At 71.4% G+C, this 23,130-nt stretch carries 20 protein-coding genes; 12 read left to right on the forward strand and 8 right to left on the reverse strand.

Annotation, left to right across the window (positions count from 1 at the left end):
- Nucleotides 1-117: 117 nt before the first annotated feature.
- From ABD352_RS11115 to ABD352_RS11140, 6 genes are all read left to right on the forward strand, one after another.
- Complete coding sequence (locus ABD352_RS11115; protein WP_344612198.1) at nucleotides 118-642, forward strand: LOG family protein; 525 nt, start codon at nucleotides 118-120, stop codon at nucleotides 640-642.
- A gap of 123 nt (nucleotides 643-765) precedes the next feature.
- Nucleotides 766-1,737 carry a ribokinase gene (locus tag ABD352_RS11120; RefSeq protein WP_344612199.1) on the forward strand — a complete coding sequence of 324 codons (972 nt, stop codon included), beginning with the start codon at nucleotides 766-768 and terminating at the stop codon, nucleotides 1,735-1,737.
- Entirely contained in the window at nucleotides 1,734-4,109 is a 2,376-nt protein-coding gene (locus ABD352_RS11125) for an extracellular solute-binding protein (RefSeq protein ID WP_344612200.1), read from the forward strand. The genes ABD352_RS11120 and ABD352_RS11125 overlap by 4 nt, the downstream gene beginning before the upstream one ends.
- 199 nt (nucleotides 4,110-4,308) lie before the next feature.
- Nucleotides 4,309-5,112, forward strand: a complete 804-nt coding sequence (locus ABD352_RS11130; protein WP_344612201.1) for a carbohydrate ABC transporter permease — start codon at nucleotides 4,309-4,311, stop codon at nucleotides 5,110-5,112.
- 3 nt (nucleotides 5,113-5,115) lie between these two features.
- Complete coding sequence (locus ABD352_RS11135) at nucleotides 5,116-5,970, forward strand: carbohydrate ABC transporter permease (protein ID WP_344612202.1); 855 nt, start codon at nucleotides 5,116-5,118, stop codon at nucleotides 5,968-5,970.
- On the forward strand, nucleotides 5,970-6,986 hold the full coding sequence (locus ABD352_RS11140) for a nucleoside hydrolase (RefSeq protein ID WP_344612203.1): 1,017 nt from the start codon (nucleotides 5,970-5,972) through the stop codon (nucleotides 6,984-6,986). The genes ABD352_RS11135 and ABD352_RS11140 overlap by 1 nt, the downstream gene beginning before the upstream one ends.
- 67 nt (nucleotides 6,987-7,053) lie before the next feature.
- On the opposite strand, the gene ABD352_RS11145 is transcribed toward ABD352_RS11140, so the two are convergent.
- From ABD352_RS11145 to ABD352_RS11160, 4 genes are all read right to left on the reverse strand, one after another.
- Complete coding sequence (locus ABD352_RS11145) at nucleotides 7,054-8,256, reverse strand: NAD(P)/FAD-dependent oxidoreductase (protein WP_344612204.1); 1,203 nt, start codon at nucleotides 8,254-8,256, stop codon at nucleotides 7,054-7,056.
- Complete coding sequence (locus ABD352_RS11150) at nucleotides 8,253-8,456, reverse strand: ferredoxin (RefSeq protein WP_344612205.1); 204 nt, start codon at nucleotides 8,454-8,456, stop codon at nucleotides 8,253-8,255. The genes ABD352_RS11145 and ABD352_RS11150 overlap by 4 nt, the downstream gene beginning before the upstream one ends.
- Entirely contained in the window at nucleotides 8,453-9,136 is a 684-nt protein-coding gene (locus ABD352_RS11155; protein WP_344612206.1) for an MOSC domain-containing protein, read from the reverse strand. Before ABD352_RS11155 ends, ABD352_RS11150 begins: the two co-directional genes overlap by 4 nt.
- 197 nt (nucleotides 9,137-9,333) lie before the next feature.
- Nucleotides 9,334-10,092, reverse strand: coding sequence for an IclR family transcriptional regulator (locus ABD352_RS11160; protein WP_344612207.1), 759 nt, complete (start codon nucleotides 10,090-10,092; stop codon nucleotides 9,334-9,336).
- 110 nt (nucleotides 10,093-10,202) lie between these two features.
- Between ABD352_RS11160 and ABD352_RS11165 the strand changes: the two genes are divergently transcribed.
- The 4 genes from ABD352_RS11165 to ABD352_RS11180 all read left to right on the forward strand — a co-directional run bounded on the left by ABD352_RS11165 (nucleotide 10,203) and on the right by ABD352_RS11180 (nucleotide 15,294).
- A complete protein-coding gene (locus ABD352_RS11165; RefSeq protein ID WP_344612208.1) occupies nucleotides 10,203-11,084 on the forward strand; it encodes a helix-turn-helix domain-containing protein in 882 nt (293 codons plus the stop codon).
- A 141-nt stretch (nucleotides 11,085-11,225) separates the two neighbouring features.
- The gene (locus ABD352_RS11170; RefSeq protein ID WP_344612209.1) at nucleotides 11,226-12,146 is read left to right on the forward strand and encodes an ABC transporter ATP-binding protein; all 921 of its coding nucleotides are present in this window, start codon (nucleotides 11,226-11,228) and stop codon (nucleotides 12,144-12,146) included.
- Nucleotides 12,143-13,207: an iron-siderophore ABC transporter substrate-binding protein gene (locus ABD352_RS11175; protein ID WP_344612210.1), complete on the forward strand. Its 1,065-nt coding sequence runs from the start codon at nucleotides 12,143-12,145 to the stop codon at nucleotides 13,205-13,207. Before ABD352_RS11170 ends, ABD352_RS11175 begins: the two co-directional genes overlap by 4 nt.
- Nucleotides 13,204-15,294: an iron ABC transporter permease gene (locus tag ABD352_RS11180; protein WP_344612211.1), complete on the forward strand. Its 2,091-nt coding sequence runs from the start codon at nucleotides 13,204-13,206 to the stop codon at nucleotides 15,292-15,294. Before ABD352_RS11175 ends, ABD352_RS11180 begins: the two co-directional genes overlap by 4 nt.
- On the opposite strand, the gene ABD352_RS11185 is transcribed toward ABD352_RS11180, so the two are convergent.
- The 3 genes from ABD352_RS11185 to ABD352_RS11195 all read right to left on the reverse strand — a co-directional run bounded on the left by ABD352_RS11185 (nucleotide 15,258) and on the right by ABD352_RS11195 (nucleotide 18,182).
- A complete protein-coding gene (locus ABD352_RS11185; RefSeq protein WP_344612212.1) occupies nucleotides 15,258-16,049 on the reverse strand; it encodes an alpha/beta fold hydrolase in 792 nt (263 codons plus the stop codon). The genes ABD352_RS11180 and ABD352_RS11185 overlap by 37 nt on opposite strands.
- Nucleotides 16,050-16,216: 167 nt before the next feature.
- Nucleotides 16,217-17,515, reverse strand: a complete 1,299-nt coding sequence (locus ABD352_RS11190) for a carbohydrate binding domain-containing protein (protein ID WP_344612213.1) — start codon at nucleotides 17,513-17,515, stop codon at nucleotides 16,217-16,219.
- 82 nt (nucleotides 17,516-17,597) lie between these two features.
- Complete coding sequence (locus ABD352_RS11195; protein WP_344612214.1) at nucleotides 17,598-18,182, reverse strand: TetR/AcrR family transcriptional regulator; 585 nt, start codon at nucleotides 18,180-18,182, stop codon at nucleotides 17,598-17,600.
- A gap of 86 nt (nucleotides 18,183-18,268) precedes the next feature.
- On the opposite strand from ABD352_RS11195, the gene ABD352_RS11200 reads away from it, so the two are divergent.
- The gene (locus ABD352_RS11200; protein ID WP_344612215.1) at nucleotides 18,269-19,201 is read left to right on the forward strand and encodes an oxidoreductase; all 933 of its coding nucleotides are present in this window, start codon (nucleotides 18,269-18,271) and stop codon (nucleotides 19,199-19,201) included.
- A gap of 39 nt (nucleotides 19,202-19,240) precedes the next feature.
- On the opposite strand, the gene ABD352_RS11205 is transcribed toward ABD352_RS11200, so the two are convergent.
- Nucleotides 19,241-21,394 (reverse strand): FUSC family protein, encoded by a 2,154-nt coding sequence (locus ABD352_RS11205; RefSeq protein ID WP_344612216.1) that lies wholly within the window; start codon nucleotides 21,392-21,394, stop codon nucleotides 19,241-19,243.
- Nucleotides 21,395-21,569: 175 nt separating this feature from the next.
- Here ABD352_RS11205 and ABD352_RS11210 point away from each other — a divergent pair, with 175 nt between their 5' ends.
- Nucleotides 21,570-23,024: a Ca2+-dependent phosphoinositide-specific phospholipase C gene (locus ABD352_RS11210; RefSeq protein ID WP_344612217.1), complete on the forward strand. Its 1,455-nt coding sequence runs from the start codon at nucleotides 21,570-21,572 to the stop codon at nucleotides 23,022-23,024.
- Nucleotides 23,025-23,130: the final 106 nt, after the last annotated feature.

A 23,130-nucleotide genomic window follows, 5' to 3' on the forward strand; every position in this document is an offset into this window, starting at 1 on the left:
CGGTCGGTAGCCTGTTGCTCGTTTCCGTCTCACGGAAACATGACTTCCAAATCAGGCTTGGGAGTATTGGCCGATTCCCTCGGCATGTCAAGCACGGCGACGACCAGAGGAGGAACCATGCGTGTCGGCTTCTACGGCGGCTCAGCGAACGGGAACGAGGACCTGCACGACGGCGTGGTGTCGCTGATCGCCGGGTTGGCCGACCTCGGCTGCGACTTCGTCTACGGCGGCGGCTCGGCCGGCATCATGGGGCTCGCCGCCGCAACGGCACTCACTCGCGGCGCGTCGGTCACCGGCATCCTGCCCCCGCGGCGCGAGGGAGACGAGGCTCCCCATCCGGGGCTGACCCGGGTGGAGATCGCGGCGAGCCGCCCCGACCGCCGGGCCCGGATCCTCGAACTGGCGGACGTCGTCGTCGCCCTGCCCGGCGGCCCCGGCACCCTCGAGGAACTCGCCGAGGCCGTGAACCTGCGGCGCCTCGGGTTCAGCACCGTACGGTGCGCGGTGCTCAACGCGCGAAACTTCTTCGACCCGTTCCTCCGGCAGCTCGACCAGATGATCGAGCAGGGGTTCCTCCGGACACCGCGGCACGAACTCGTCGCGGAGGTCACCGCCGCTCGCGACGTCGTGGCGCTCGCCTGACCGGCGCCCCCGACCGCCGGGTAGCCGTACCGCGTGATGGAAACATCGATTCCAGAACCCGTTGACGCCCTGTTTCAACGCGCGTAGATTGCGAAACCTCACCCGGGCCGGAAGGAGAGCCAAATGATCGATTCGGCGCGGAGAGCACCATTCGCCCTGGTCGTCGGCTCGATTCACCACGACCGGTCGCTCCTGGTGTCCCACCTACCCCGACCGGGCGAGACCGTCATCGCGCAGCGCGCCCTGGACGGGCTCGGAGGCAAGGGGGCCAACCAAGCGGTCGCCATCGCCCGCATGGGAGTGCCCTGCGAACTGCTCGGCGTCGTCGGCGACGACGACAGCGCCGGCATCGTCCGGTCCGCACTGCTCGCGCACGGCGTCTCGGTCGCACAGGTCGGCGCCGTCGCGGGCCGGACGACCGGACGGGCCACCGTGGTGGTCGAGGAGCGGGGCGAAAACCTCATCATCGTCGAACCCGGGCCCGTCGACCGGATCGACCAGGACATGATCGACGCGAACCTCCGGGACCGCGAGACACCACCGGCGGTCGTCGTGATCCAGGGCGAGCTCCCCGCCCCGGTCCTCGACTGGACCGCGGAGTCGGCGGAGAAGGCGGGTGCCCGGTTCGTGCTGAACCTCGCACCGGTCCTGCCGGTCAACCCGGACACCCTGTGCCGGGCCGACCCACTCGTCGTGAACGAGCACGAAGCCACCCAGCTGATCGGCCTGCTCGGCGGCGACCCGGCACCGATCGGCGGCATCGAGGACGCCCTGCCGATAGCCCGACGGCTCGTTGCCGCCGGAGTCCGCTCGGTCGTCATCACGCTCGGCGCCGACGGCGTGGTCCTCGCCGACCGGCAGGGGGCACGCCACGAGGCCGCGTTTCCCGCGATCGTCACCGACACCACGGGCGCCGGCGACTGCTTCACCGGCACCCTCGCCGCCGGCCTGGCGCACGGGGAAACGCTGGCGGAGGCGACCCGGCGGGGGTTGGCGGCGGCCTCCGTCGCGGTGGGCCGGACCGGCGCCGCCTCGGCCTTCCCGACCCGCTCGCAGGTCGATGACGTGCTGCGGCGCGAAGCGGCGTCGCGATGACGGGCCCCCGCAGGGTGACCCGGCAGGACGTCGCCAGGGAGGCCCGGACCTCGGCCGCCGTCGTCAGCTACGTCATCAACAACGGGCCCCGCTCGGTCGCGCCGGCCACCCGCCAACGGGTCCTCGACGCCATCGAACGGACCGGCTACCGGCCCAACGCCATCGCGCAGGCGCTGGCCGGCGGGCGATCGGGAGTGCTCGGCCTGGTCGTTCCGGACGTTTCCAACTCCTTCTTCTCCGCCCTCGCCAAAGCGATCGAAGACGAGGTGTTCCAGGAGGGGCGGGTGCTCCTCGTGGGCAACTCGGCCGAGAGTGCGGTCCGGGAGGCCCGCCTGATCACGAGCTTCGTCGAGCGACAGGTCGACGGCCTGCTCTACGTGGGGGTGGGCCACCACGCCCCGGTGCAGGAGGCGATCCGAGCCGGCATACCCGTGGTCGCGCTCGACCGGCGGGACAGGTTCTCCGGCATCGCCTCGGTCGTGGTCGACAACTTCGACGGCGCCGCCATGGCCACCGACCATCTCATCGCGCACGGCCACCGCCGGATCGCCATCATCGCCGGACCGTCACACCTGTTCACCTCGGTCGAACGGATCGGCGGCTGGCGCAAGGCCCTGAAGGCACAGGGCCTGCCCAACGACGAGAGCCTGTTCGTCGAGGCGCCGTTCTCCAGAGCGGGCGGCTATGAAGCCGCCATCAAGTTGTTCGCGCGTGGCACGGCCGACGCGGTGCTGGTCACCGACGAGATGCAGGCCTTCGGCGTCCTGGCCGCCGCGGCCGACACCGGCGTCGAAGTGCCGCGGGACCTGGCCATCATCACGTTCGACGGGACCGAGCAGTCCATGTACAGCGTGCCGCCGCTGACCACCGTTGGTCAGCCGCTGGCCGAGATCGCACGACAGGCAGTCAGTCTGGCGCGCGCCCAGACCACGGAGAGGTCGAGGCACGTCATGTGCGATGTCGAGCTCATCCGTCGCCGCTCCTGCGGCTGCACGACCCAGATCAGAGAGAACCACCAGGTGCCGACTGAGTTGGCAGACAAGGGCGGCACCTGGAGGCCACCATCAACAGAGGACCTTACCATGACGAAAAGCGTCGGCCTGATCGCCAGCGCCTCGCTGGCGGCTGCCGCACTGGCGTTGAGCGCCTGCGGCGCCTCCCCCAGCGACGACCCCAACGCCGATGCCACCATCACCTTCGTCGCGCCGCACAAGGGCGTCTTCGACGAAGCGGTGGCGGCCTTCCACGAGGAACACCCGAACATCAAGGTCGAAATCCAGATCCTGCCCTTCACCGAGATCGCCGCGCAGACCCAGGCGCGACTCGGCTCGAAGGACACCTCCATCGACGTCATCGCGGTCGACCCGCCCCGCCTGCCGAGCCTGGCCACCAAGGGCTTCCTCAAGGACGTGTCCGCCGACCAGGCCGACATGAAGGACTCCCTGACCGCCGGCGGCATCTCCTCGGTCACCTGGGACGGCAAGCAGTACGGCTATCCACTGTGGACCAGCGACAACTTCCTCTTCTACAACAAGAGCCTGCTGGCCCAGGCCGGCATCGCCGAGCCCGGAGCGGACAACGCCAGCCGCTGGACCTGGGACCAGACGCTGACCGCCGCCGCGAAGGCCAAGTCCGCCGGGGCGCAGTACGGCTTCGCCTTCGAGCAGGTCGACGCGTACTACGCGCTCCAGCCCGTGATCATGTCGATGGGCGGTGGCGCCGGGCTGGAGGGCGACCGCAACCTCACCCCGGCGATCGACACCGAGCAGTGGCGCGCCTTCGGCACGTGGTACGCCGACCTGTACTCCTCCGGCCTCTCCCCGCGCGGCGTGGCGTCCGCGCAGATGCCCGACCTGTTCAAGAACGGATCGGTGGCGTTCTACGTCGCCGGCCCGGCCCGCATCACCGACCTGCAGAAGAGCGGCCTCGCCGACAAGTGGGGCATGGCCCCGTTGCCGTACGCCGCCGGTGGCAAGGTCGTCACCCCGACGGACTCGTGGGCGGTCGCCGTCAGCAACTTCAGCGAACACCAGGCCGCAGCCCAGGAACTCGCCCGCTACCTGTCCCTGTCCGCCGACGGCGCCACCTCGACGTCGACGAAGTTCAACCTCCCGCCGGTCAACCAGAAGGCGTACCCGAAGTACATCCACTACATCGACGGCGTCGCTTCCAAGCAGACCGGGCAGTACGGCACCCTGCTCACCACCGACACCGATGAGCACGCGATCCGCCGGCCTTCGTCGGTCGGGTACATCGACTTCGAGACGATCGTGAACAAGGCGTTCGCCGACATCCGCAACGGCGGTGACCCCGGGAAGATCCTCGCCGCCGCGCAGGACACCCTCAAGCGGCAGCTGTCGCAGTACAAGTAGCGCGCCGGCCCCGGGCCTGCGCGCGTGCGCGGCCCGGGGCCGGGACCCTCATCGGAAAGACATCATGGTGACCCAAGCAAACCCACGCCCCGGCCCGACCACGGGCCGTTCCGGACCCAGCGGATCCCCCTCCGCCTCTCGTGGTCGAGCGCGATCCCGGGCCCGCCTACGCGCCGTCGCCACCGCCGCGCTGTTCCTCTTGCCCGCCCTCGCCGGCCTGGTCTTCCTGCGGCTCGTTCCTTCCTTCGACGCGGTCGTCTCGTCGTTCACGAACCGGCTCGGCGAACTGTCGATGGCGAACTTCACCTATCTCTTCACCGACCCCCAGTTCCTCGGCTCGCTGAAGACGACCTTGCTGTTCGCGCTCGTCATCAACCCGCTCCAGATCGCGCTGGCGCTGTTCCTGGCCGTCGCGCTCACCCGGCGCGTGCCACTGGTCGGCATCTGGCGGACCCTCATCCTGCTGCCCATCGCCGTCCCCCAGACCGTGTCGGCCATCGTCTGGGGTGTGCTGTTCCGCCCTGACGGTCCGCTCAACGGCCTCCTCGGCGCGCTCGGCATCCCGTCCGTACCATGGCTGGTCAGCCCCGCCACCGCGCTCATGTCGATCATCATTCTGTGCAGCTGGGTCGGCGTCGGCTACTGGATGACCTTCCTGGTCGCCGGCATCCACGAGATCCCCCGAAGCCTCTACGAGGCGTCGGACCTCGACGGGGCCACCGGATGGAAGCAGTTCCTCCACATCACGCTGCCCGGCATCCGGCGGCCGTTGCTGTTCGTCCTCGTCGCCGACACGGTCGCGAACTTCCTGGTGTTCGCCCCGGTGCGCATCCTGACGCAGGGCGGCCCCGAGGGCTCCACCAACCTCATCATGAACTTCATCTTCGAACGCGCCTACACGCTCTCCGACACCGGCAGCTCGGCCGCGGCGACCGTCGTCCTGGTCGGCATCGTCATCGCGGTGGTTGCCGTGCAGTTCCGGATGCTCCCGGGGAAGGACTGAGCCATGGCCGACACCGTCCCCAGGTATCACGAACGACGAACCGGGCGCCGCACGCTCCTGATCGTCATTCCCGCGGCCGTCCTGGCGGTCGCGCCGCTGCTGTGGGCCGTCATCTCCTCCCTGCGGCCGGGCGACGAGATATTCCGCTATCTCTCGCCCGTCTCCATCCGGACGGTGGTGCCCACCACGGTCTCGCTGGACAACTACCGCGCGGTGCTCGAGAGCAGCTTCACCCTCGCACTGCTGAACTCCGTCATCGTCACCGCCGTCAGCGTGGCGCTCGGGCTGGCCGTGTCCTCACTGGCCGCGTTCGCCCTGGCCATGATCCCGTTCCCCGGCCGGACCGTGCTGTTCAGCGTCATGGTCGTCAGCTTCCTCGTGCCGTTCGAGGCGATCGCCATCCCGCTCGCCACCACGTTCCGGCACGCGGACCTGCAGAACACCCTCATCGGGCTGATCCTGCCGGCCGTGGGCAACGGGCTGGCCATCTTCCTGCTGCGCCAGTTCTTCCTCGGCATCCCGATCTCGCTCAGCGAGGCCGCCCGGATGGACGGGCTGGGATGGTTCGGCATCTACCGCCGGATCTACCTGCCGCTGTCCCGGCCGTCGATGATCGGGGCCGGCCTGATCCTGTTCGTCTTCCAATGGCAGTCCTTCCTGTGGCCGCTGCTCATCGCCCCGGCGCCGGACGTACGCGTCGCGCCCGTGGCCATCGCCGACTTCGCCCAGGAATCGGGCGTGGACTACGGCCAGATGTTCGCCGCCGCCACGCTGACCGCGCTCGTCCCGCTGGTGGTCCTGCTCTTCGCGCAGCGCCAGTTCACATCGTCCCTCGCATCCACTGGTGAGAAAGAGTGATGGAAACCGCCTCGCTGCCGAACCGGCGCCGAATCATCATCGACTGCGACCCCGGCAACGGAATCCCGGGCGCCGACATCGACGACGGCCTCGCCCTGGCGCTCGCCGTCGCCTCCGAGGCCATCGACCTCGACATGGTCACCGTCGTGTCCGGCAACACCCACCGGGATCAGGGCTACGCCGTCGCCCGCACCTTCGTCGACCTCGTCGGACTCGACATTCCGGTGTACGCCGGGGCCGGCACCGCGCTGCTGGAGCCGAGCGAACCGTGGCGGAGCCGGCAGGACCGGACCTCGCACAGCGACGCGGTACGCGCGGCCTGGTCCGCCGTGCCCCCACCCGGCGCGTACGACGCACAGGCCGCGCTGGGGGCCGCGGCGGAGATCGTCCGGCACGTGCGCGCCCATCCGGGCGAGACGACCATCGTGGCGATCGGCCCGCTGACCAACATCGCGCAGGCGCTGCAGCTCGACCCCGGCCTGCCGGAGCTCGTCCGGGAGATCGTCATCATGGGGGGCGCCTTCGACGTGCCCGGGTTCCTGCAGGAACTCAACTTCGGCATCGACCCGGACGCCGCCCGGATCGTGCTGACCTCCGGGTGCCCGATCACGCTCCTGCCGCTGGATGCGACCTCGCAGACCCTGCTCCGGCACCAGGACCTGGACCTCGTGGACCCGGACCGCTCGCCGTTGACCCGGTACGTGGTGGAGACGACCCGCCCCTGGATCGATCTGGCCGCCGCGTGGCGCAACATCGACGGGTGCCTGCTGCACGACCCGCTCGCGGTCGCCCTGCTCATCGATCCGGGCATCGTCACCGTCGAGGAGATGATGGTCGACGTGGAGACGCAGGGCACGCTCACCCGGGGACGCCCCATCGGCTGGACGAAGGAAAGCCTGCGGCTGCACGTCGGGCTGGACATCTCCCGGGCCAAGCCGGTCCGGGTGGTGAAGACCGTCGACAACGATCGGCTGCTACGGACGATGTTCTCCGCATACGGCAGCTGGACGAGGTGAGCTGTCCCCCGAACACATCGGGCGTTGTGACCGGCGCTGCTGCTGCCGGTCACAACGCCCGACGTGGCTACGCACCGAGCGAGTCAGGGCGTACCGGCCCTGCCTGCCCCTGCAGAGCACGTCGCAGCTGCCCGGCGGCCCGGGCGCTGTCGATGAAGAGACCGCCGGTCACCAGGCCCTGGTGGTCGAGGTAGAGGCAGTGGCGCTGACGGTCCGCCGTGGCCCAGTTCGCCGACACGACCTGGCGCAGCGCGGCGGAGACCTGCCCGACGGTCTGGAACTTCCTGCCGTACTGGTCCGACCAGGCATAGGACACAGCCGGTCCGGGGTCGAAGGACGTCCCCTCGACGATCGCCCGGGCAACGATCTTCGCCTGCTCGACCGCGTGCGACCAGTGCTCCGAGCGCCGGAAGCCCGAACCTCCGGCGCAGGGCCAGGCCGACACGTCACCGAGCGCGAAGATCGCGGCATCGACCGTCTGGCCGTGCCGCGACACCCGGACACCGTCGGGCCCGGCGAGCTGCGTGCCCGCCAGCCACTCCACATTCGGGACCGCGCCGATACCGACGACGACCAGGTCGCCGTGGAGCACCCGCCCGTCGGTGAGCTCGATCGAGGCGACCTCGCCGGCGGCCTGCCCGATCGACTCGACGTCCACGCCGAGCGCCAGGTCCACACCGGCACCGCGGTGCAGCGCCATCAGGTAGTCGGAGACGCGCGGACCGAACTGCGGCATCAGGACGGGCTCACGGGACACGAGGGTCACGACGACGCCTCTGGCCACGGCGGAGGAGGCGACCTCGCAGCCGATGAAGCCCGCGCCGATGATGACCAGACGCCGGCCCGGCGCCAGCTTCGCGGCGACCAGCCGGGCATCGTCGAGCGTGCGCAGCGTATGGACGTGGGGTGCGCCGGCCGGCTTCGGGATCGCGCGCGGTCGCGACCCGGTGGCGATGACGAGATGCTCGTAGGCCATCCGGCTGCCGTCGGCGAGCGTGACGAGCCGCCGCCCGCGGTCCAGGCCCGTGGCGGCCACACCGAGGCGGACGTCGACGCGCAGCTCGGCGAGCTGTTGCGCGGTGACGAGGTAGGTCTGCCGCTCGGGCCACTCGCCCAGCAGCACCTGCTTCGACAGGGGCGGGCGGTCGTACGGCAGATGCCGCTCCGCCCCGATCAGCGTCAGCGTTCCGTCGTAGCCCTTGGCGCGGAGTTGTTGCGCGGTGCGCAGCCCGGCCAGGGAGCCACCGACGATGACCGTCGTGCTCGTCACTGCTCGACCCGTTCGAGGCGGATCGCCAGAGCCGGGCAGGATTCGGCGGCCTCCGTCAGATCCGGCAGGTCGGAGTCGGGGAAGCGATCGCTGACCGCCACCGCCTTGTTGTTGTCGTCGAGGTCGATGTGGTCCGGCGCCACCATCACGCAGTTGGCGAAGCCCTGGCAAAGGCCGAGGTCGACATGTACTCGGATCACGGGGTCTCCTTCAGGTCGGTCAGGGCGCTTTTCGCTATCCGCTCCCGGAGTTCGGCCTTCTTGGCCTCCGCGAGCGAGTCGACGTCGAGAAGGGACCGGGCGCCTTCGATGTCCTTGCGGTCGAGGAGGATCTGGTTCGCGTCAGCGATCGAGTAGCCGTGCCCCTCACGGGCGACGAGTTGCATCGTGTCGCCGGTGGACACGACGCCCTCCTGGAGCACCCGGTACAGGATTCCCGTGCGGTGGCTCCGGGCGACCTCGATGGTGAACTTGGGCCTGCGGTACCGCGCCGCCACCTTGTGGCAGGGAGAACGCGGCTGGGCCGCCTGGATGACGGCCCCGCCGACGGCGAAGACGTCTCCCACGTGCACCTCGAACTCGGTCAGGCCGGTGGTGGTGAAGTTCTCGCCGAGGGCCGCGTACTCCGGGAAGTCCAGTCCGAGGCTCTGTCTCCAGAACTCGTAGTTGACCGTCGAGTAGCTCAGCACGACACGGTCCGGACCGCCGTGGGTCGCGTAGACCTGCTCGTCCCCGGAGAGTCCGCTCCGGGAGACCCAGACCTCGCCGACGGGGGTCTTCAGATAGCCGGTGCGGATCTCCTCGTCGCCGCTGAGCAGGATCGACGCGGCGCCGACACAGAGCCATTCGATCCGCCCGGTCAGCGAAAGACCGTCAGCCACCATGGCACTCCTTCCATCTCGCGGAAGGAATGTTTCCACATCTGAAGACGACTACGCCAGTGGCGTACCGCCGCTTCTGCCCTGTTCGCGGCCTTTATCCCCGCAAATCCTGGCTGTGTCGTACCGCACTGGGCAGCACAACAGCCGCCGGCGGCAACCGGCGTGCATGCGTGGAAGCGAGGCGCGTTCCGGGAGGATCAGACCCCGGGACTCCAGCCCAGGAGTGTCGACATCCGGGCGGCCGCGTCCGTCACACTCCGAATGGTGGCGTCCCGGCTGTCCGCGGTGGCGAACCGGCTCGCCGAACCGGCGAGGGTCACGCTGGCCGTAACCCGGCCGGTCGACGTGAAGATCGGGGCGGCCACCGCCCAGACGCCTTCATCCAGTTCGTTGGCGGCAATGTCGTAGCCCCGCTCCCGGATGTCCGGAAAGCGCGCGACGACGGACTCGACGGTGTGCGGGCTCGACGGCGTGAACTCGTCGAGTCCGTGCGACCCGAGCAGTTCGGCAGCGACCTCGGGCGACAGGTACGCGAGGAGGATCCGCGCCGCCGCGGCGGCGTTCATCGGCATGACCTGCCCCAGACGGACGAAGAGCCGCAGCGGGTAGACGCCCTCCACCAGGGAGACACAGATCGCCTCGCTGCCGTGGAGCTCGGTCAGGAAGACCGTCTCCCCCGTCGCCTGCGACAGCTCGCGCACGACGGTGGTGAGCGACTGCATCCCGCCGGTTTCGCTCACGTTCTTCTCGGTCAGATCGCGCACGGCCGGCCCGAGGAAATAGCGGAGGTCGATCGGCGACCGGCTGACGAACCGCTGCTCGCGCAGTACCCCCAGGATGCGGTGCATGCTCCCCAGAGGGACCCCGAGCTCCAGGTGGAGTTCCTGGAGCGTCATTCCGTCAGGCCTGTTGGACAGCGCCTGCAGGACGTTGAGGGCACGGACGACGGGTTGCATCCCTCCACTGTATGAACCGAGTCACCCGTCAGTCGCCAGGGGGCGCCCGGGCCCGGCGGCGGTCGACCGGCCGATTCTTTCGTACCGTCGATCGCCGTACCCTCGCCGGCATGGTTTCGCCGTCCCACGATGACATCGGTCTTGGCACCTGGCGGCGCGAACCGGGCACGGTGGTCCGCAGGGCCGTGCCGGTACCGGAGGGCGGCCCGGCGCCGTCCGTGATCGTCGCCGAGTCCGAAGCGACCGGGGCCTCGACGGAGTGGTCACCGCATTCGCATCCCATGCACGAACTGGTGTGGGTGCGCGGCGGGACGTTGACCTCCCGTGTCGGCAACCGGATCTTCACCGTGCCCGCGGGGTTCGGCCTGTGGATGCCCGCCGGAGTGGTCCACGGGGGTCGGCTGACGGCCAAGGCCGACCTCTTTGATGCCTTCTTCGCTCCCGACCTCACGCCGATCGCGTTCGCGGGACCGACGTCGATCGCGATGACCACGTTGCTGGAGTCGCTGTTGTTGCGCCTGGCGCGCAAGGATCTCGATGCCGGGGCGAGAGCCCGGACCGAGGCGGTCGTGTTCGACGTGCTCGAGCCGGAGGAGCGGCAGTTCGCGCTGGAGTTGCCCGGGGACCCGAGGATCGACGCGATCGCCGAGGCCCTGCTCGAGGATCCCGCCGACGATCGTGGCCTGCAGGAGTGGGCGGCCCTCCTGGGCGTGAGCGACCGGACGATCACCCGGGCATTCCGCGGCGCGACGGGGCTGTCGTTCGCGCAGTGGCGACAGGCGCTGCGGGTCCATGAGGCGCTGACGCGGTTGTCAGAGGGCGCCGATGTGCGGGGGGTGTCCGAACGGCTCGGCTACGCCCAGCCGAGCACGTTCATCGCCGCCTTCCGGCGCGTGATGAAGGTGACTCCCGGCGCGCTCGCGCATGGTGCCACGCCCGATGTCCGGAATCCCGTATCACCTGTCCCGGATCCCGGATTGCCGACAGCTTGATCATCGCCTAGGGTTACTTAGGCAAGGCAACCCTTACTTAGCCCGGTCGCTCAACCAGCCTGGAACCACGACGGCCCCGCGCGCCCCGACCTTCCGTAAGGTGCCGCGCGCCCGTTGCCCCCTGTGATCCGGAGCCGACCGATGCCCACGCCACTTGTGCCGCTCACCGATCAGCGTGCGGCCGCCGGGCCGGAGCAGGCGACCACCCTGCGTGGCGAGCGGCTGCTGCTGCGCTACGGAAAGACGGCGGTCGTCCACGGCGTCTCGGTGACATTGGCACCCGGCCGCGTGACGGCACTGGTCGGGCCGAACGGCAGCGGGAAGTCGACGCTGCTGCGCGCCCTGGCCCGGCTGCATCGCGTGGATGACGGCCGGGTGGTGCTCGGCGGCCACGACGGGCAGCCGGAGCGCGCGGTGTCACTGCTGAGCGCCCGGCAGTTCGCGCGGGAGGTCACGCTGTTCTCGCAGTCGCGGCCGGCCCCGCACGGGCTGACGGTGCGCGAGGTCGTCGCATTCGGGCGCCACCCACACCGGCGCGGCTTCGCGGGGCCCTCCGCGGCGGACCGGCACGCGATCAACCGGGCTATGGAGCTCACCGGCGTGCGGGGCATGGCGGACCGCGCGGTCGGCGAACTCTCCGGCGGCGAGATGCAGCGCGTGTGGCTCGCCGCCTGCCTGGCCCAGGAGACCGGCGTCGTACTCCTGGACGAGCCGACCAACCATCTGGACCTGCGGTACCAGATCGAGACGCTCGACCTGGTCCGCGACCTCGCCGACGAGCACGGCGTCGCCGTCGGCATCGTGCTGCACGACCTCGACCACGCCGCACGCGTCGCGGACACGCTGCTGCTCATGCACGCCGGCCACGTCCACGCCGCGGGCGACCCGCTCGAGGTGCTGACCGCCGAGCACATCGGCGAGGTCTACGACCTCCGCGTCGAGGTCGGCGTCGACCCGCGCACCGGGCGCCTCCGCATCGACCCCGTCGGGCGGCATCCCGCCCGCAACCGCAACGTCGCTTCGGCCACATCCACGATCCGCTCAGGAGAGAACCTCGCATGATCCTTGTCACCCGCCTCGCGGCCACCGCCGCGACGCTCACCGCCGTCGCCGTGACGGTCACGGCCTGCGGTACCACGAACATCGACTCCGCCGGCGCCGGGCCCAGCGCGACCGCGCCCGCGTCGCAGAGCTGTGCCGACGACACCACGAAGACCGCGACCGGCCCGGTGTCGCTGACGGATGGCGTCGGCCGCAAGGTGGAGCTCGCCAAGCCGGCGCAGCGGGTCGCCGTCCTGGAATGGCAGCAGACCGAGGACCTGCTCACGTTGTGCCTCAACCCGGTCGCGGTCGCCGACCCGAAGGGCTACGGCACCTACGTGAAGGCGGAGAAGCTTCCCGCCGGGGTCGTCGACGTCGGCCAGCGCGGTGAGCCCGACCTCGACGCGCTGTACGCGACGAACCCCGACCTCATCATCGTGGAGGCGTTCAAGGCCGACGACGAGGTGCTCACCAAGCTGCAGCAGCGCGGCGTCCCCGTGCTCGCCACGCTCGGGGCCGACGTCTCCGGCCAGGTGCAGAACATGAAGAAGGTCTTCTCGATGATCGCGACGGCGGTCGGCCGGACCGAGCGTGCCGAGTCGGTGCTGCGGCAGTTCGACCAGCACCTCACCGAGGGCCGGCAGAAGCTCACGGCCGCCAACGTGAAGGCGACGGACTTCCTGTTCTTCGACGGCTGGATCGAGGGCGGCAACGTCGTCATCCGCCCGTACGGCAAGGGCGCCCTGTTCACCGAGCTCGGCGAACAGCTCGGCCTGAAGCCGGCCTGGACGGACGAGATCGACAAGGCCTACGGCAACGGGGGCGTCGACCCCTCCTACGGTCTCGCGCAGACCGACATCGAGGGACTGACCGCCGTCGGCGGGGCGACGCTGTTCTACTCCAACGACGACACTGCGGACAGCTACGTCGGCGAGCTGCGCAAGAGCCCGATCTGGACCGCGCTGCCGGCCGTGAAGGAGGGCCGCGCGTACGCCTTCCCCGCGGGCGTCTGGGGGGCCGGCGGACCGCTGTCGAACGAGCAGGCGATCGACGCCTACGTGAACATCCTGACCAAGCAGTGAGCGACACGCCCGCGCCGCGGCCACTGGCCCGCGTCGGGCTCGGTCGCGGCGCGAGCGGGGCGGCAGTGCTGGCCGTCCTGCTCGTCCTGGTCGTCGTGGCCGGGCTGTGGCATGTCACGCAGGGCACCTCCGGGGTCGGGTTCGGGGACCTGCTGCGCTACCTCCTCGGGGCGCGCGAGGACGTCGGAGGCGTGCCGATCCGGGACGTGCTGACCGGCTCCCGCCTGCCGCGCATGCTCGCCGGGATCGCGGTCGGCGTCGCGCTCGGCGCCGCCGGGTCGCTGCTGCAGTCGGTCACCCGCAACGCGCTGGCCGCGCCGGACACCCTCGCGGTCACCGCCGGCTCCTACTTCGCGCTGTGCGTGGTCGCCGCATGGGGTCTCGCGGTGCCACTGTGGGCCTCGGGCGCCGTCGCGTTCGGCGGCGGCCTGCTCGCGGCGGGACTCGTGCTCGCCCTCGCCGGCAGCGCCGCGGGCATCGGCTCGACCCGGCTGATCCTGGCCGGCTCGGCGGTCGCGCTCGCTCTCGACGCGGCGACCGCGATGCTGCTGATCCTGTTCAAGGAGAGCACCACCGGGCTGTACGCCTGGGGCAGCGGTTCGCTCGCGCAGCTGAACCTCGACGCGGCCGGCCGCGCCGCCCCGGTCATCATCGTCGTGCTCGGCGCCGCCCTGCTGTTGTCCCGGCGACTCGACGTGCTCGGCCTGGGCGACGACGCGGCCGCCTCGCTCGGCGTGCCCATCCGTTCGACCCGGCTCGTCGCGGTGCTCTGCGCCGTCCTGCTGACGAGTATCTCGGTGACACTCGCCGGCCCGATCGCCTTCATCGGCCTCGCCGCGCCCGTCGCTGTGCGCCTTGCCGCGAACCGCGTCGGCGTGCTGCGGCGGCACGGCTTCCTCATCCCGGCCTGCGGGCTCGTCGGCGCACTCCTCGTGCTCCTCGCCGATGCCGTCCTCCGGGCGGCGCTCGGCGCCCAGGCGGCCGCCTCGATTCCCACCGGCATCCCGACCTCGCTGCTCGGCGCCGCCGTCATCGTGGTCCTCGCGCTCCGGCTGCGCGACACGGGCGCGGCGCGCGAGGCACCACAGGCCCGCGTCGCGACCCGCTCACGCCGCCGCTTCCTCCTCGTCGTGGCCGTCGCGGCGGTGCTGCTCGTCGCGGCCGTCGTGGTCGGCCTGCTTGCCGGGAGCCTGTGGCTACGCACCGGCGACCTCGCGCTCTGGCTGCAGGGCACCGCGCCGGACCTGATCCGCCGGGCCCTCGACGACCGGGCCGCGCGGGTCGCGGCGGCCGTCGCCGCCGGCGCGGCGCTCGCCCTTGCCGGAACCGTCGTGCAAGGCACCGTGCGCAACCCGCTGGCCGAGCCGGGCCTGCTCGGCATCACGGCCGGCGCCGGCCTCGGCGCGGTCATCGTCGTGACGTCGGGCCTGGCCGGCGGACGTCCGGCGCTCATCGCCGCCGCCGTCGGGACCGGGCTCGGCACCTTCGCGCTCATCGCCCTGCTGGCCTGGCGCGGAGGCCTGCTCCCCGACCGTTTCCTGCTCATCGGCATCGGCTGCGGATACGCGCTGAGCGACGTCAGCACCTTCCTGCTGCTACGCGCCGACCCGTGGGACACGCCGCGCATCCTCACCTGGCTCTCGGGCACGACCTACGGCCGGACCTTCGCCGACGTGCTGCCGGTCGCCGTCGTACTGCTGGTCGCCACCCCGGCAGTGCTCGGGATGCGCCGCCGGCTCGACCTCCTGGCGATCGACGAGGACACCCCACGCATCTTCGGCGTCCGCCGGGAACGCACCCGACTGACGCTGCTCGCGATCGCGGCGGTCGCCGGGGCCGTGAGCGTCATCCCGATCGGCGTCGTCGGCTTCGTCGGACTCGTCGCCCCGCACATCGCCCGTGCCCTCGTCGGCGTCCGCCACGGGCGCATCATCCCGGTCGCCATGCTCCTCGGCGGCCTGCTCGTCTGCGTCGCCGACATCCTCGGCCGCACCCTCATCGCCCCCGCACAGATCCCCGCCGGACTCATGATGGCCCTGGTCGGCGCCCCCTACTTCGTCTGGCTCCTGCGCCGCTCCCGCGGCTGACCGGCCGCGGCCTGCCGCAGGAAGTCCCGGATGAGCGCGCTGACGAGATCGGGGCGCTCGGCGACGAGCAGATGGGTGGTCCCCGGCACGATGCACAGCTGCGCGCCGGGGATGGACGCGGCGATGAGGAGGCTGTGGTCGGGCCGGATCGTGTCGCGGTCGGCCGACATCACCAGCACCGGCGCCGCGATCCGGGCCAGGTCGGCCGGGTCGATGCGCGGCTCGCTCGTCCAGAGACGCATCAGCTTGGCCAGCACGACGTCCGCATGCCCCGGGCCGTCCGGCGACAGGCGCTCGTAGTGCATCCGCTCGACGTCCGGCTCCGGCTCCGGCGGCTCCGGCAACGCGTCAAGCACCGGACCGGCGCCGGCCTCGGCCGTGAACGCCGACGGATCGAGGTTGGCGCTGATGGCGACCAGCGAGCGCACCCGCGCCGGCTGGTCGAGCGCGAGCAGCAGTCCGATGATCGCGCCGTCGCTGAAGCCGACGACGTGCGCCGACTCCAGGCCGGCGGCATCGAGATAGGCCAGGGTATCGGCGACGCCCCGCGCGTACGTGTACTCCCCGGCGATGTCGGCCGACCGGCCATGCCCCGGACGCTCGAAGGCGAACACGCGATAGTCGGGCACGAGCGCATCGGACTGCGCCCGCATGAACTCGAGCGAGCAGAAGCCGCCGTGCAGCAGGAGGACCGGGTCGCCTTCGCCGGCGACTTCCGAATACAGGTCGACGCCGCCGATCCGGAAGTAGGGCATCCATCTCCCGTCACCATTCCAGCGAGCCCGGTCGCCTCGACCTTGCCGTCGCGTCCGCGAGCACAGCCTAACGCCGGCGCACGGACGCCGGTGCCAGGTGTTGTACCTTCCCGGGCGGGCGGCGCCGTTGTGGCGCCGGGACCCTGGGAGTGAAGTCATCCTCTGAGCTACTGGATGGTGATCGTTCGCTTCTGCACGCCCCAGCTGTCGGCCTCGGCGCCGGGGAGCCACACGTCCACGATCTGGCCCTGGATCCAGGTGCCGATGTCGGCCGCGTAGCAGTACCCGTACCCGTCCACCTTGAAGCGGGTTCCCCACGGGATGTACCGGGTGTCGACCGCGCAGATGCCCAGCGCCGTGTTGATGCCGCTCGCCGTCTGGCCGAGGTCGTTGTACGACGTGATCTCGTACTCGAACTGGGTTCCGGCGGGAATGGCGTACGGCTGGACGGCACCGCTGTCGGCGAGGATGTACGGCTGCGACAGCGCACCGGTGGAGGCGTCGCTCCCGTCGGAGCGCAGTGCCGCGATCGTGTAGTGCGCGTTGCGGCACGGCGCGGTGTCGGTCACGGACAGCGTGGCCTGGCCCCAGTCGTCGACCCAGCCGACCGACTGGCTGTTGCGCCACACCCGGTACGCCGCGGCGCCCGTCACCCGGCTGAACGTGATCGTCACGCTCGAGCCGCTGAGCGCACCGGTCACCGTGGACGGTGCGGGAAGCCGGCCGCTCAGGCTGATCAGCGGCCCCTGGCTCGTCGAGTTGTGGCTCGGCCCGATGACCCGGGCCGGCGGGGTGACGGTTGACCAGAACGAGCAGGCCGCGAGGCTCGCACCGGGGCCCGTGCCACCGGTCGGCGACGGCGTCGGGCTCTTCGTCGGCGACGGGCTCTTCGTCGGCGTCGGGCTGCCGGTCGGCGTCGGGCTGGCCGGAGCGGAGGTCGGCGGCGGCGTCGTGGGAGTGGGCGGCGCCGTCGTGCCGCCGCCGCCCGAGCCGGCCGTCAGGACGAAGTCGTCGGCGTAGTACGTCGGCTGCCCGTACCACCCGTGCACGAACACCGTCACGCTCGTGGTCGTGGATGAAGTCGTGAACGACGTCGTGAGCTGCTGGAACGCCCCACCGGTGGACGGGGTCCAGATGCTCGCGCCGGAGGCCCCGACGTACACGTAGCTGCCGTTCACCCACGCCGTCAGCGTGTACGTCGTGTTCGGCGAGACCGGTACGGACTGGGTGCACTGGGCCGTGTCACTGGCGCTGGGCGTCGCCTTCAGCGCGTACGTCCCCGAATGGACGGTGCCCGTCGCGGCGCTCGTCGTGCCGCCGCACGACCACCCGGACAGCCCGGACTCGAACCCCGGATCACCGATCGGGTTCGTGGCGGCGCTGGCCGGCAGCACCACCGCGGAAATCGCCGCCACGGCGGCCGTCACGCACGCGGCGCCGATCGCCAGACCTCTCCACCTACGCATGCATTGATGAAAGTGGCTTCCTCCCCCGAATGTCAAGGTTTGTTAACTGTTTCTGAAGGCTATTGGCCGCAGAGGGCTGCGGCTACCGGCCGGGCCGCGCCGGCGTCGTGGCGCGGATGCCGTCGAGGAGCACCCGCAGGTACCGATCGACCCGCCCGCCCGGCTCGTCGCCGATGCGCAGCGCGAAGACGATGCCGCAGACCAGGTGGTGCAGGTCCTCGTCGGTGAGACCGGGTCGCAGCTCCCCGCCGCGCCTGGCGCGCCCGAGCACGGTCCGGGCCAGCCGCCCGAACTCGTCGCGGTGAGCGGTGGTGCCCGGACCGGCGTCCAGGTCCGGCCCGGTGGAGATGACCTCGGCGAAGGTCGGCTCGGCCAGCTGCCGGGTGAGCAGCGCCCGCAGCAGCAGCTCGACGCCGGCCCAGGCGTCGTCGTGCCGGCTGGCGGCACGCGCGTCGTCGAGCAGGGCGGTGAAGGTGCCGTCGGCGAGGGCCTCGACGAGCGCCCGGCGGGTCGGGAAGTGCCGGTAGACGGTGCCGACGCCCATCCCGGCCCGGCGAGCGACGTCGTTGAGCTGCAGCGACAGATCGCCCGCGGCCACCATCAGCCGGGCCGTGGCCAGCAACTTGTCGCGGTTGCGGGCGGCGTCGGCACGAAGCGTCGCGGTCACGGCACCAGTCTACCTAACCGGATTGACAATCCGGTTCCAGCCCTCTTCAATCGGATAGGTCATCCGCTTAAGGCTGAGGAGTACCCATGCCCGACACCACCACATGGAGCACAGTCGATCTCGGCGACCAGACCGGCCGTACCTTCGTCGTCACCGGCGCCAGCAGCGGTCTCGGCGTGGCGATCACCCGCCACCTCGCCGCCCACGGCGGCCGGGTGATCATGGCGGTCCGCGACACCGGCAAGGGCGGCCGCGTGCGCGACCGGCTGCGGGCCGAGCACCCGGAGGCCGACCTCGAGGTCCGCCACGTCGACCTGCTGGACCTGGACACCGTGCGCCGGTTCGCCGACCGCCTGCGCGCCGACGGCGTCACCCCCGACGTGCTCATCAACAACGGCGGCATCGGAACCGCGCCCCGGCGCCTCAGCCCGCAGGGCGTGGAGAGCCAGCTCGCGACCAACCACCTCGGCCACTTCGCGCTCACCGGCCTGCTCCTCGACCGGCTGGCCGCCGGGCGCGACCCGGCCGTGGTGACCGTCGCGTCCGGCCTGTACCGCATGGGCCGCCTCGACCTGGACGACCTCGCCGCCGAACGCCGCTACTCGCCGGGCGGCGCCTACGCCACCTCCAAGCTCGCCAACGTCCTGTTCGGCCTGGAACTCGACCGCCGCCTGCGCGCCGCCGGTTCACCGGTGCGCAGCCTGCTCGCCCATCCCGGCATGGCGAAGACCGATCTGGACCGCACCGCGCCGCCCGCGGCCCGCGTGGTCGGGACGCTGCTCGGACTCGTCCTGCGCCGGCCGATCGACGACGCCGTGACGCCGATCCTCTACGCCGCCACCGAGACCGCCGCACCCACGGGCCGCCACATCGGCCCGGGCCGGCCGCTGCGCCGGGCCCGTCCGACCTTCGAGACATTCTCCGGCGCCGCCACCGACCGCGACCAGGCGACGCGTCTGTGGTCGCGGTCGGCGGAGCTGACCGGGGTCGACATCACACCGGCCCTCCCCCGCCACTGACGTCGCTCGGGAGACAACGCGAGTCCGCGTGCGCCAGTCTCACGTGTGGGCCTGGTCGAGCGCGGCCACCGTCAGGCCCAGCTGCTCGGCGATCACGGCGAGGGAGCCGTCGATGAGCTGCAGATCCCGTAGCGCCAGCACGGGCGGCGCGGTCTCGGGCAGGTGCAGTCCCGCGCCGAGGGTGGCGAAGCGCGAGGCCGAGCGGACGTACGGGCCGGGCTCCTGCCCCCGCAGCCGGGTGATGAGCTCCTCGATCGAGGCTCGCAGCGTGCCGGCCGCGAGCCCCAGCGCCTCGGCTTGTGCGGCGTCGAGGGTCACGGAACCCGCCGCGTCGGTGAGCAGGTTGCGCGCGTAGTTGCGCGACGCGGAGAGGCTGTTGCTGAACAGGATGCGGGCGGACGGGGCCGGCAGCAGCGGCACGCCGAGCACCGACAGGGTCGCCATCAGCGCCTGATAGGCGGCATCGAGCCGGCGTACCGCGGCCCGCAGATCGGAGCCGGTACCGAGGAGCTGCTGCTGCGTGGCCGCGACGACGCCGTCCAGCGTGGTCAGGTACTCGCGGGTCGCCACCCGCACGACCCGCCCGGTGCGCAGCGGCATCACGACGAGCACGGTCAGCAGCGCCACCGCGGCGCCGAGGGCCGTCTCGCCGAGGCGCAGCAGGAGCAGGTCCTCGGAGTACTCGCCCAGCTCGACGTACAGCTGCGAAACGGCAATGGTGATGGCGATAACGAACCACGCGTAGCTGGAGCGCATCAGGTAGAGGCCGAGGAACAGCGCGGCCAGGATGACCGCGAGCGCGGCGTAGACATGCGGGCCGATCGCGTGCGCGAGCAGGGCGCCGATGAGGACGCCCGCGACCGTGCCGATCACGCGGAGCGAGCCCTTGCGCAGCTGCTCGCCCGCGTTGTGTGCGCCCATGAACGTGACGAACGCGGCGACCACGGCCCAGTACCAGCGCCGGTGGTCGACCGTGTAGCCCAGGACGAGCGCGGCGGTCGCGGCCACGGCCATCTGCCCGGCGATCCTGACGTTGGGTGGCAGCCCGGACCGGCCGATGCGCCGGGCGATCTGCGGCTCCTCGGAGGCGGTTTGGCTGACCCCGGCCGAGCCCGGCAGGAAGCCGCCCGCGAGCTCCGCGGCCGCCACGAACTCGACCTCGGGCTCGTCGCGGCCAAGGCCGCCACGCAGGCCGTACAACGCCTCGGCGACGGCGCGCAGGCAGCCACCGAAGCGGTGTGCCACGATGCGCGCCGGCCCGTCGGGAAGCTCCTGCAGCACCAGGCGGCCGGCGGCGTCCGCGCGGTCGGCGTCGAGCTCGCCGACGGCCGCGAGCCCCTCCCGCACCAGCTCGCGCAGCTTCGGCGGCAGGTCCGCGTCGGCGAGGGTGACGGCGAAGCGGGCCAGGTTCGTGACGGCCAGCTCGAGGTCGAACAGCCGCTGGTGCACGATGCCCGGGCTCGCCCCGGCCGGCAGCGCGCCCGGGCGCTCGAGGTACGCGTCGGCCATCAGCGCGGCCTCGTTGAACGCCAGCGTGCGCCGGCGCAGGAGCCGGACGAGTCGTGCGCGGCGGCGAGGCGCCGGGGCCTCGGTGAGCGCGAGCGCGACGGCGGCCACCGCGCGCGATCGGGCGCCGAAGGAGCGGCGGAGCCGGGCCAGGGTGCGGTCGTTGCGGATGCGGAACGCGGTGAGCTGCAGGGCGACGGTGACGGCGACGGCGAGGACGACCTCGACGGTCACCCAGCCGAGGGACCCGAGCGTGATCACGCCGTACAGGAAGAGCCCGAAGAAGGTGCCGTTGAAGGCGAAGACGCCACCGAAGAAGCCGCGCGGGCCGAACCGGCGCAGGTACGCGCCGGCGGTCAACACGACGATGACGGCGCCGAAGCCCCAGAACTGATGCGGGGCCAGCGCCAGGCCGAGCGCGATGCCGCCGAGCGCCGGGATCGGGATGAGCGCGAGGTTCAGCGCCTGCTGCCGCGGGGTGTCGAACATCGGGGCGGCGAACACCCCGCAGAGGGCGACGACCGCGCCGAGCATCAGCGCGACGACGGGCACCGGGTCGTGCCGGGCCTGGACGAGGAGCCATTCGGCGGCCATGGCGGCCGTCATGGTGACGACGACCTGGGCCGCGAGGCGCACGCGGATTCCGCCCGGATCGTACGCCCGCAGGCGATCGATCAGCGGGTTCACCTTACGAACCTACACCATTCGGAGGGATGCCTCCAGTAAGCGCGCGGCGGGGCATCGATACCTTTGACTTTCCGACCGCCAACGTTCACCGCGCGCGCATTGAGCCCGACGCCGACTGCGTGACATAGATGAAGTCCGACGTGCCGGGCGGCGCGCTCGCGGGTTGGAGGCCTTCATGACAGCACTGCGCCTGACGCGCGGGCGGCGGCCGTCCGCGGCGGTGGTCACGCTCGGCATCGCCTGCGCCGCGGCACTGGCCGTGCCGGCCACGAGCCTGGCCGCCGCGCCGGGCGACAGCCTGCCCTTCGCGTCGGCGGTCTTCCGGGCCACCCACAACAGCTACTCGGGGAACGTCGACGGCAGCAAGGGTTCGATCACCGGCCAGCTCGACAGCGGCGTGCGCTTCATCGAGTTCGACGTCCACGACAACGGGTACGCGACCAACCACGACTACTCGATCGGGCACAACTCCCCCGGCGACGCGGTCGACCACACCGGCAACCCGGCCTCCAACCTCCTGCGCGACTGGCTGCAGACCGTCTCGGCGTGGTCCGCGGCGCACCCGGCGCACGCGCCGCTGGTGGTGATGCTCGACCTCAAGGACGACCTGACCGACAACACGTCGTTCGCGGCCGGCAACCTGACCGCGCTCAACCAGGAACTGCGCGATGCGTTCGGGTCGCGGCTGCTGATGGCCAAGGACGTGCCGGGCGCGCTGGGCACGGTCGGCTCGCTGCGCGGGCGCGTCCTGACCCTGCTCTCCGGCGACGCCGGCACCCGCACCGAGTACCGGCGCGACGTCGGGTACCACCCCGCGGTCGCCATCAACGCGCAGGGCCAGGTCGTGGAGGTGCACGACTCGGGGGCCGGCGCGCTGTGGTACTGGACCGGCACCTACGGCGCCGACGGCCGGATCACGTGGCTGCGCCACGGCCGGTACGACTCCGGGACCACCCCGGCCGTCGCGCTCAACGACAACGGCCAGCTGGTCGAGGTGCACAAGTCGCAGACCGCGGACACGCTCTGGTACCACGTCGGGACAATCGGCGCGGACGGCGAGATCACCTGGTCACCCAGCCACCAGTACGACTCCGGGGTCCTGCCGACGATCCGGTTCACCAACGGCGGCACCACCCTGCGGGAGGTCCACCGCAGCCAGTCGAACAACCAGAACTGGAACTGGACCGGCACCCTCAACGCCGGCGCGATGACGGTTTCGTGGAGCGCGAACGGCAAGACCTCGGACGCCCTGTTCGACACGGCGACCTCCACAGCCGGGAGCGCACGGGTCTCGGTGCGGACCGGCACCGACGGCGCCGCACCCGCCCAGACGCTGCTGTACTCGACCGGCCCGGTCGGCTCGGACCGGATCCGCTACGTCCAGACCGCGTTCGACGAGTACCAGTCCGGGGACGCCGCCATCCTGCAGGAAGGCGCGCTGTTCTACGCCTCGACCGCGACCAACAGCGCCTTCATCACCGCGGCCCGGCAGGGCGGCCACATCGTTCGCGGCTGGGACTTCGACAGCGCGACCTACGCGACGAACCCGCTGGCCAACTACCCGGCGACGAACCACCCGTCGGACAGCTGGTACACCAGCCTGCTCACCCAGTCCGGCGCGGTCTCGTAGCCCGGTCGCGCCCACCCAACGGCGCCGAGGAACTCCCGCGGACAACAGCAGACACCCAACCCGACGTTGACGGCGCCGCGATCACAGCCGCGCCGACTTGCGCCGC

It is taken from the genome of Dactylosporangium salmoneum (assembly GCF_039532525.1).
Lineage (GTDB): Bacteria > Actinomycetota > Actinomycetes > Mycobacteriales > Micromonosporaceae > Dactylosporangium > Dactylosporangium salmoneum.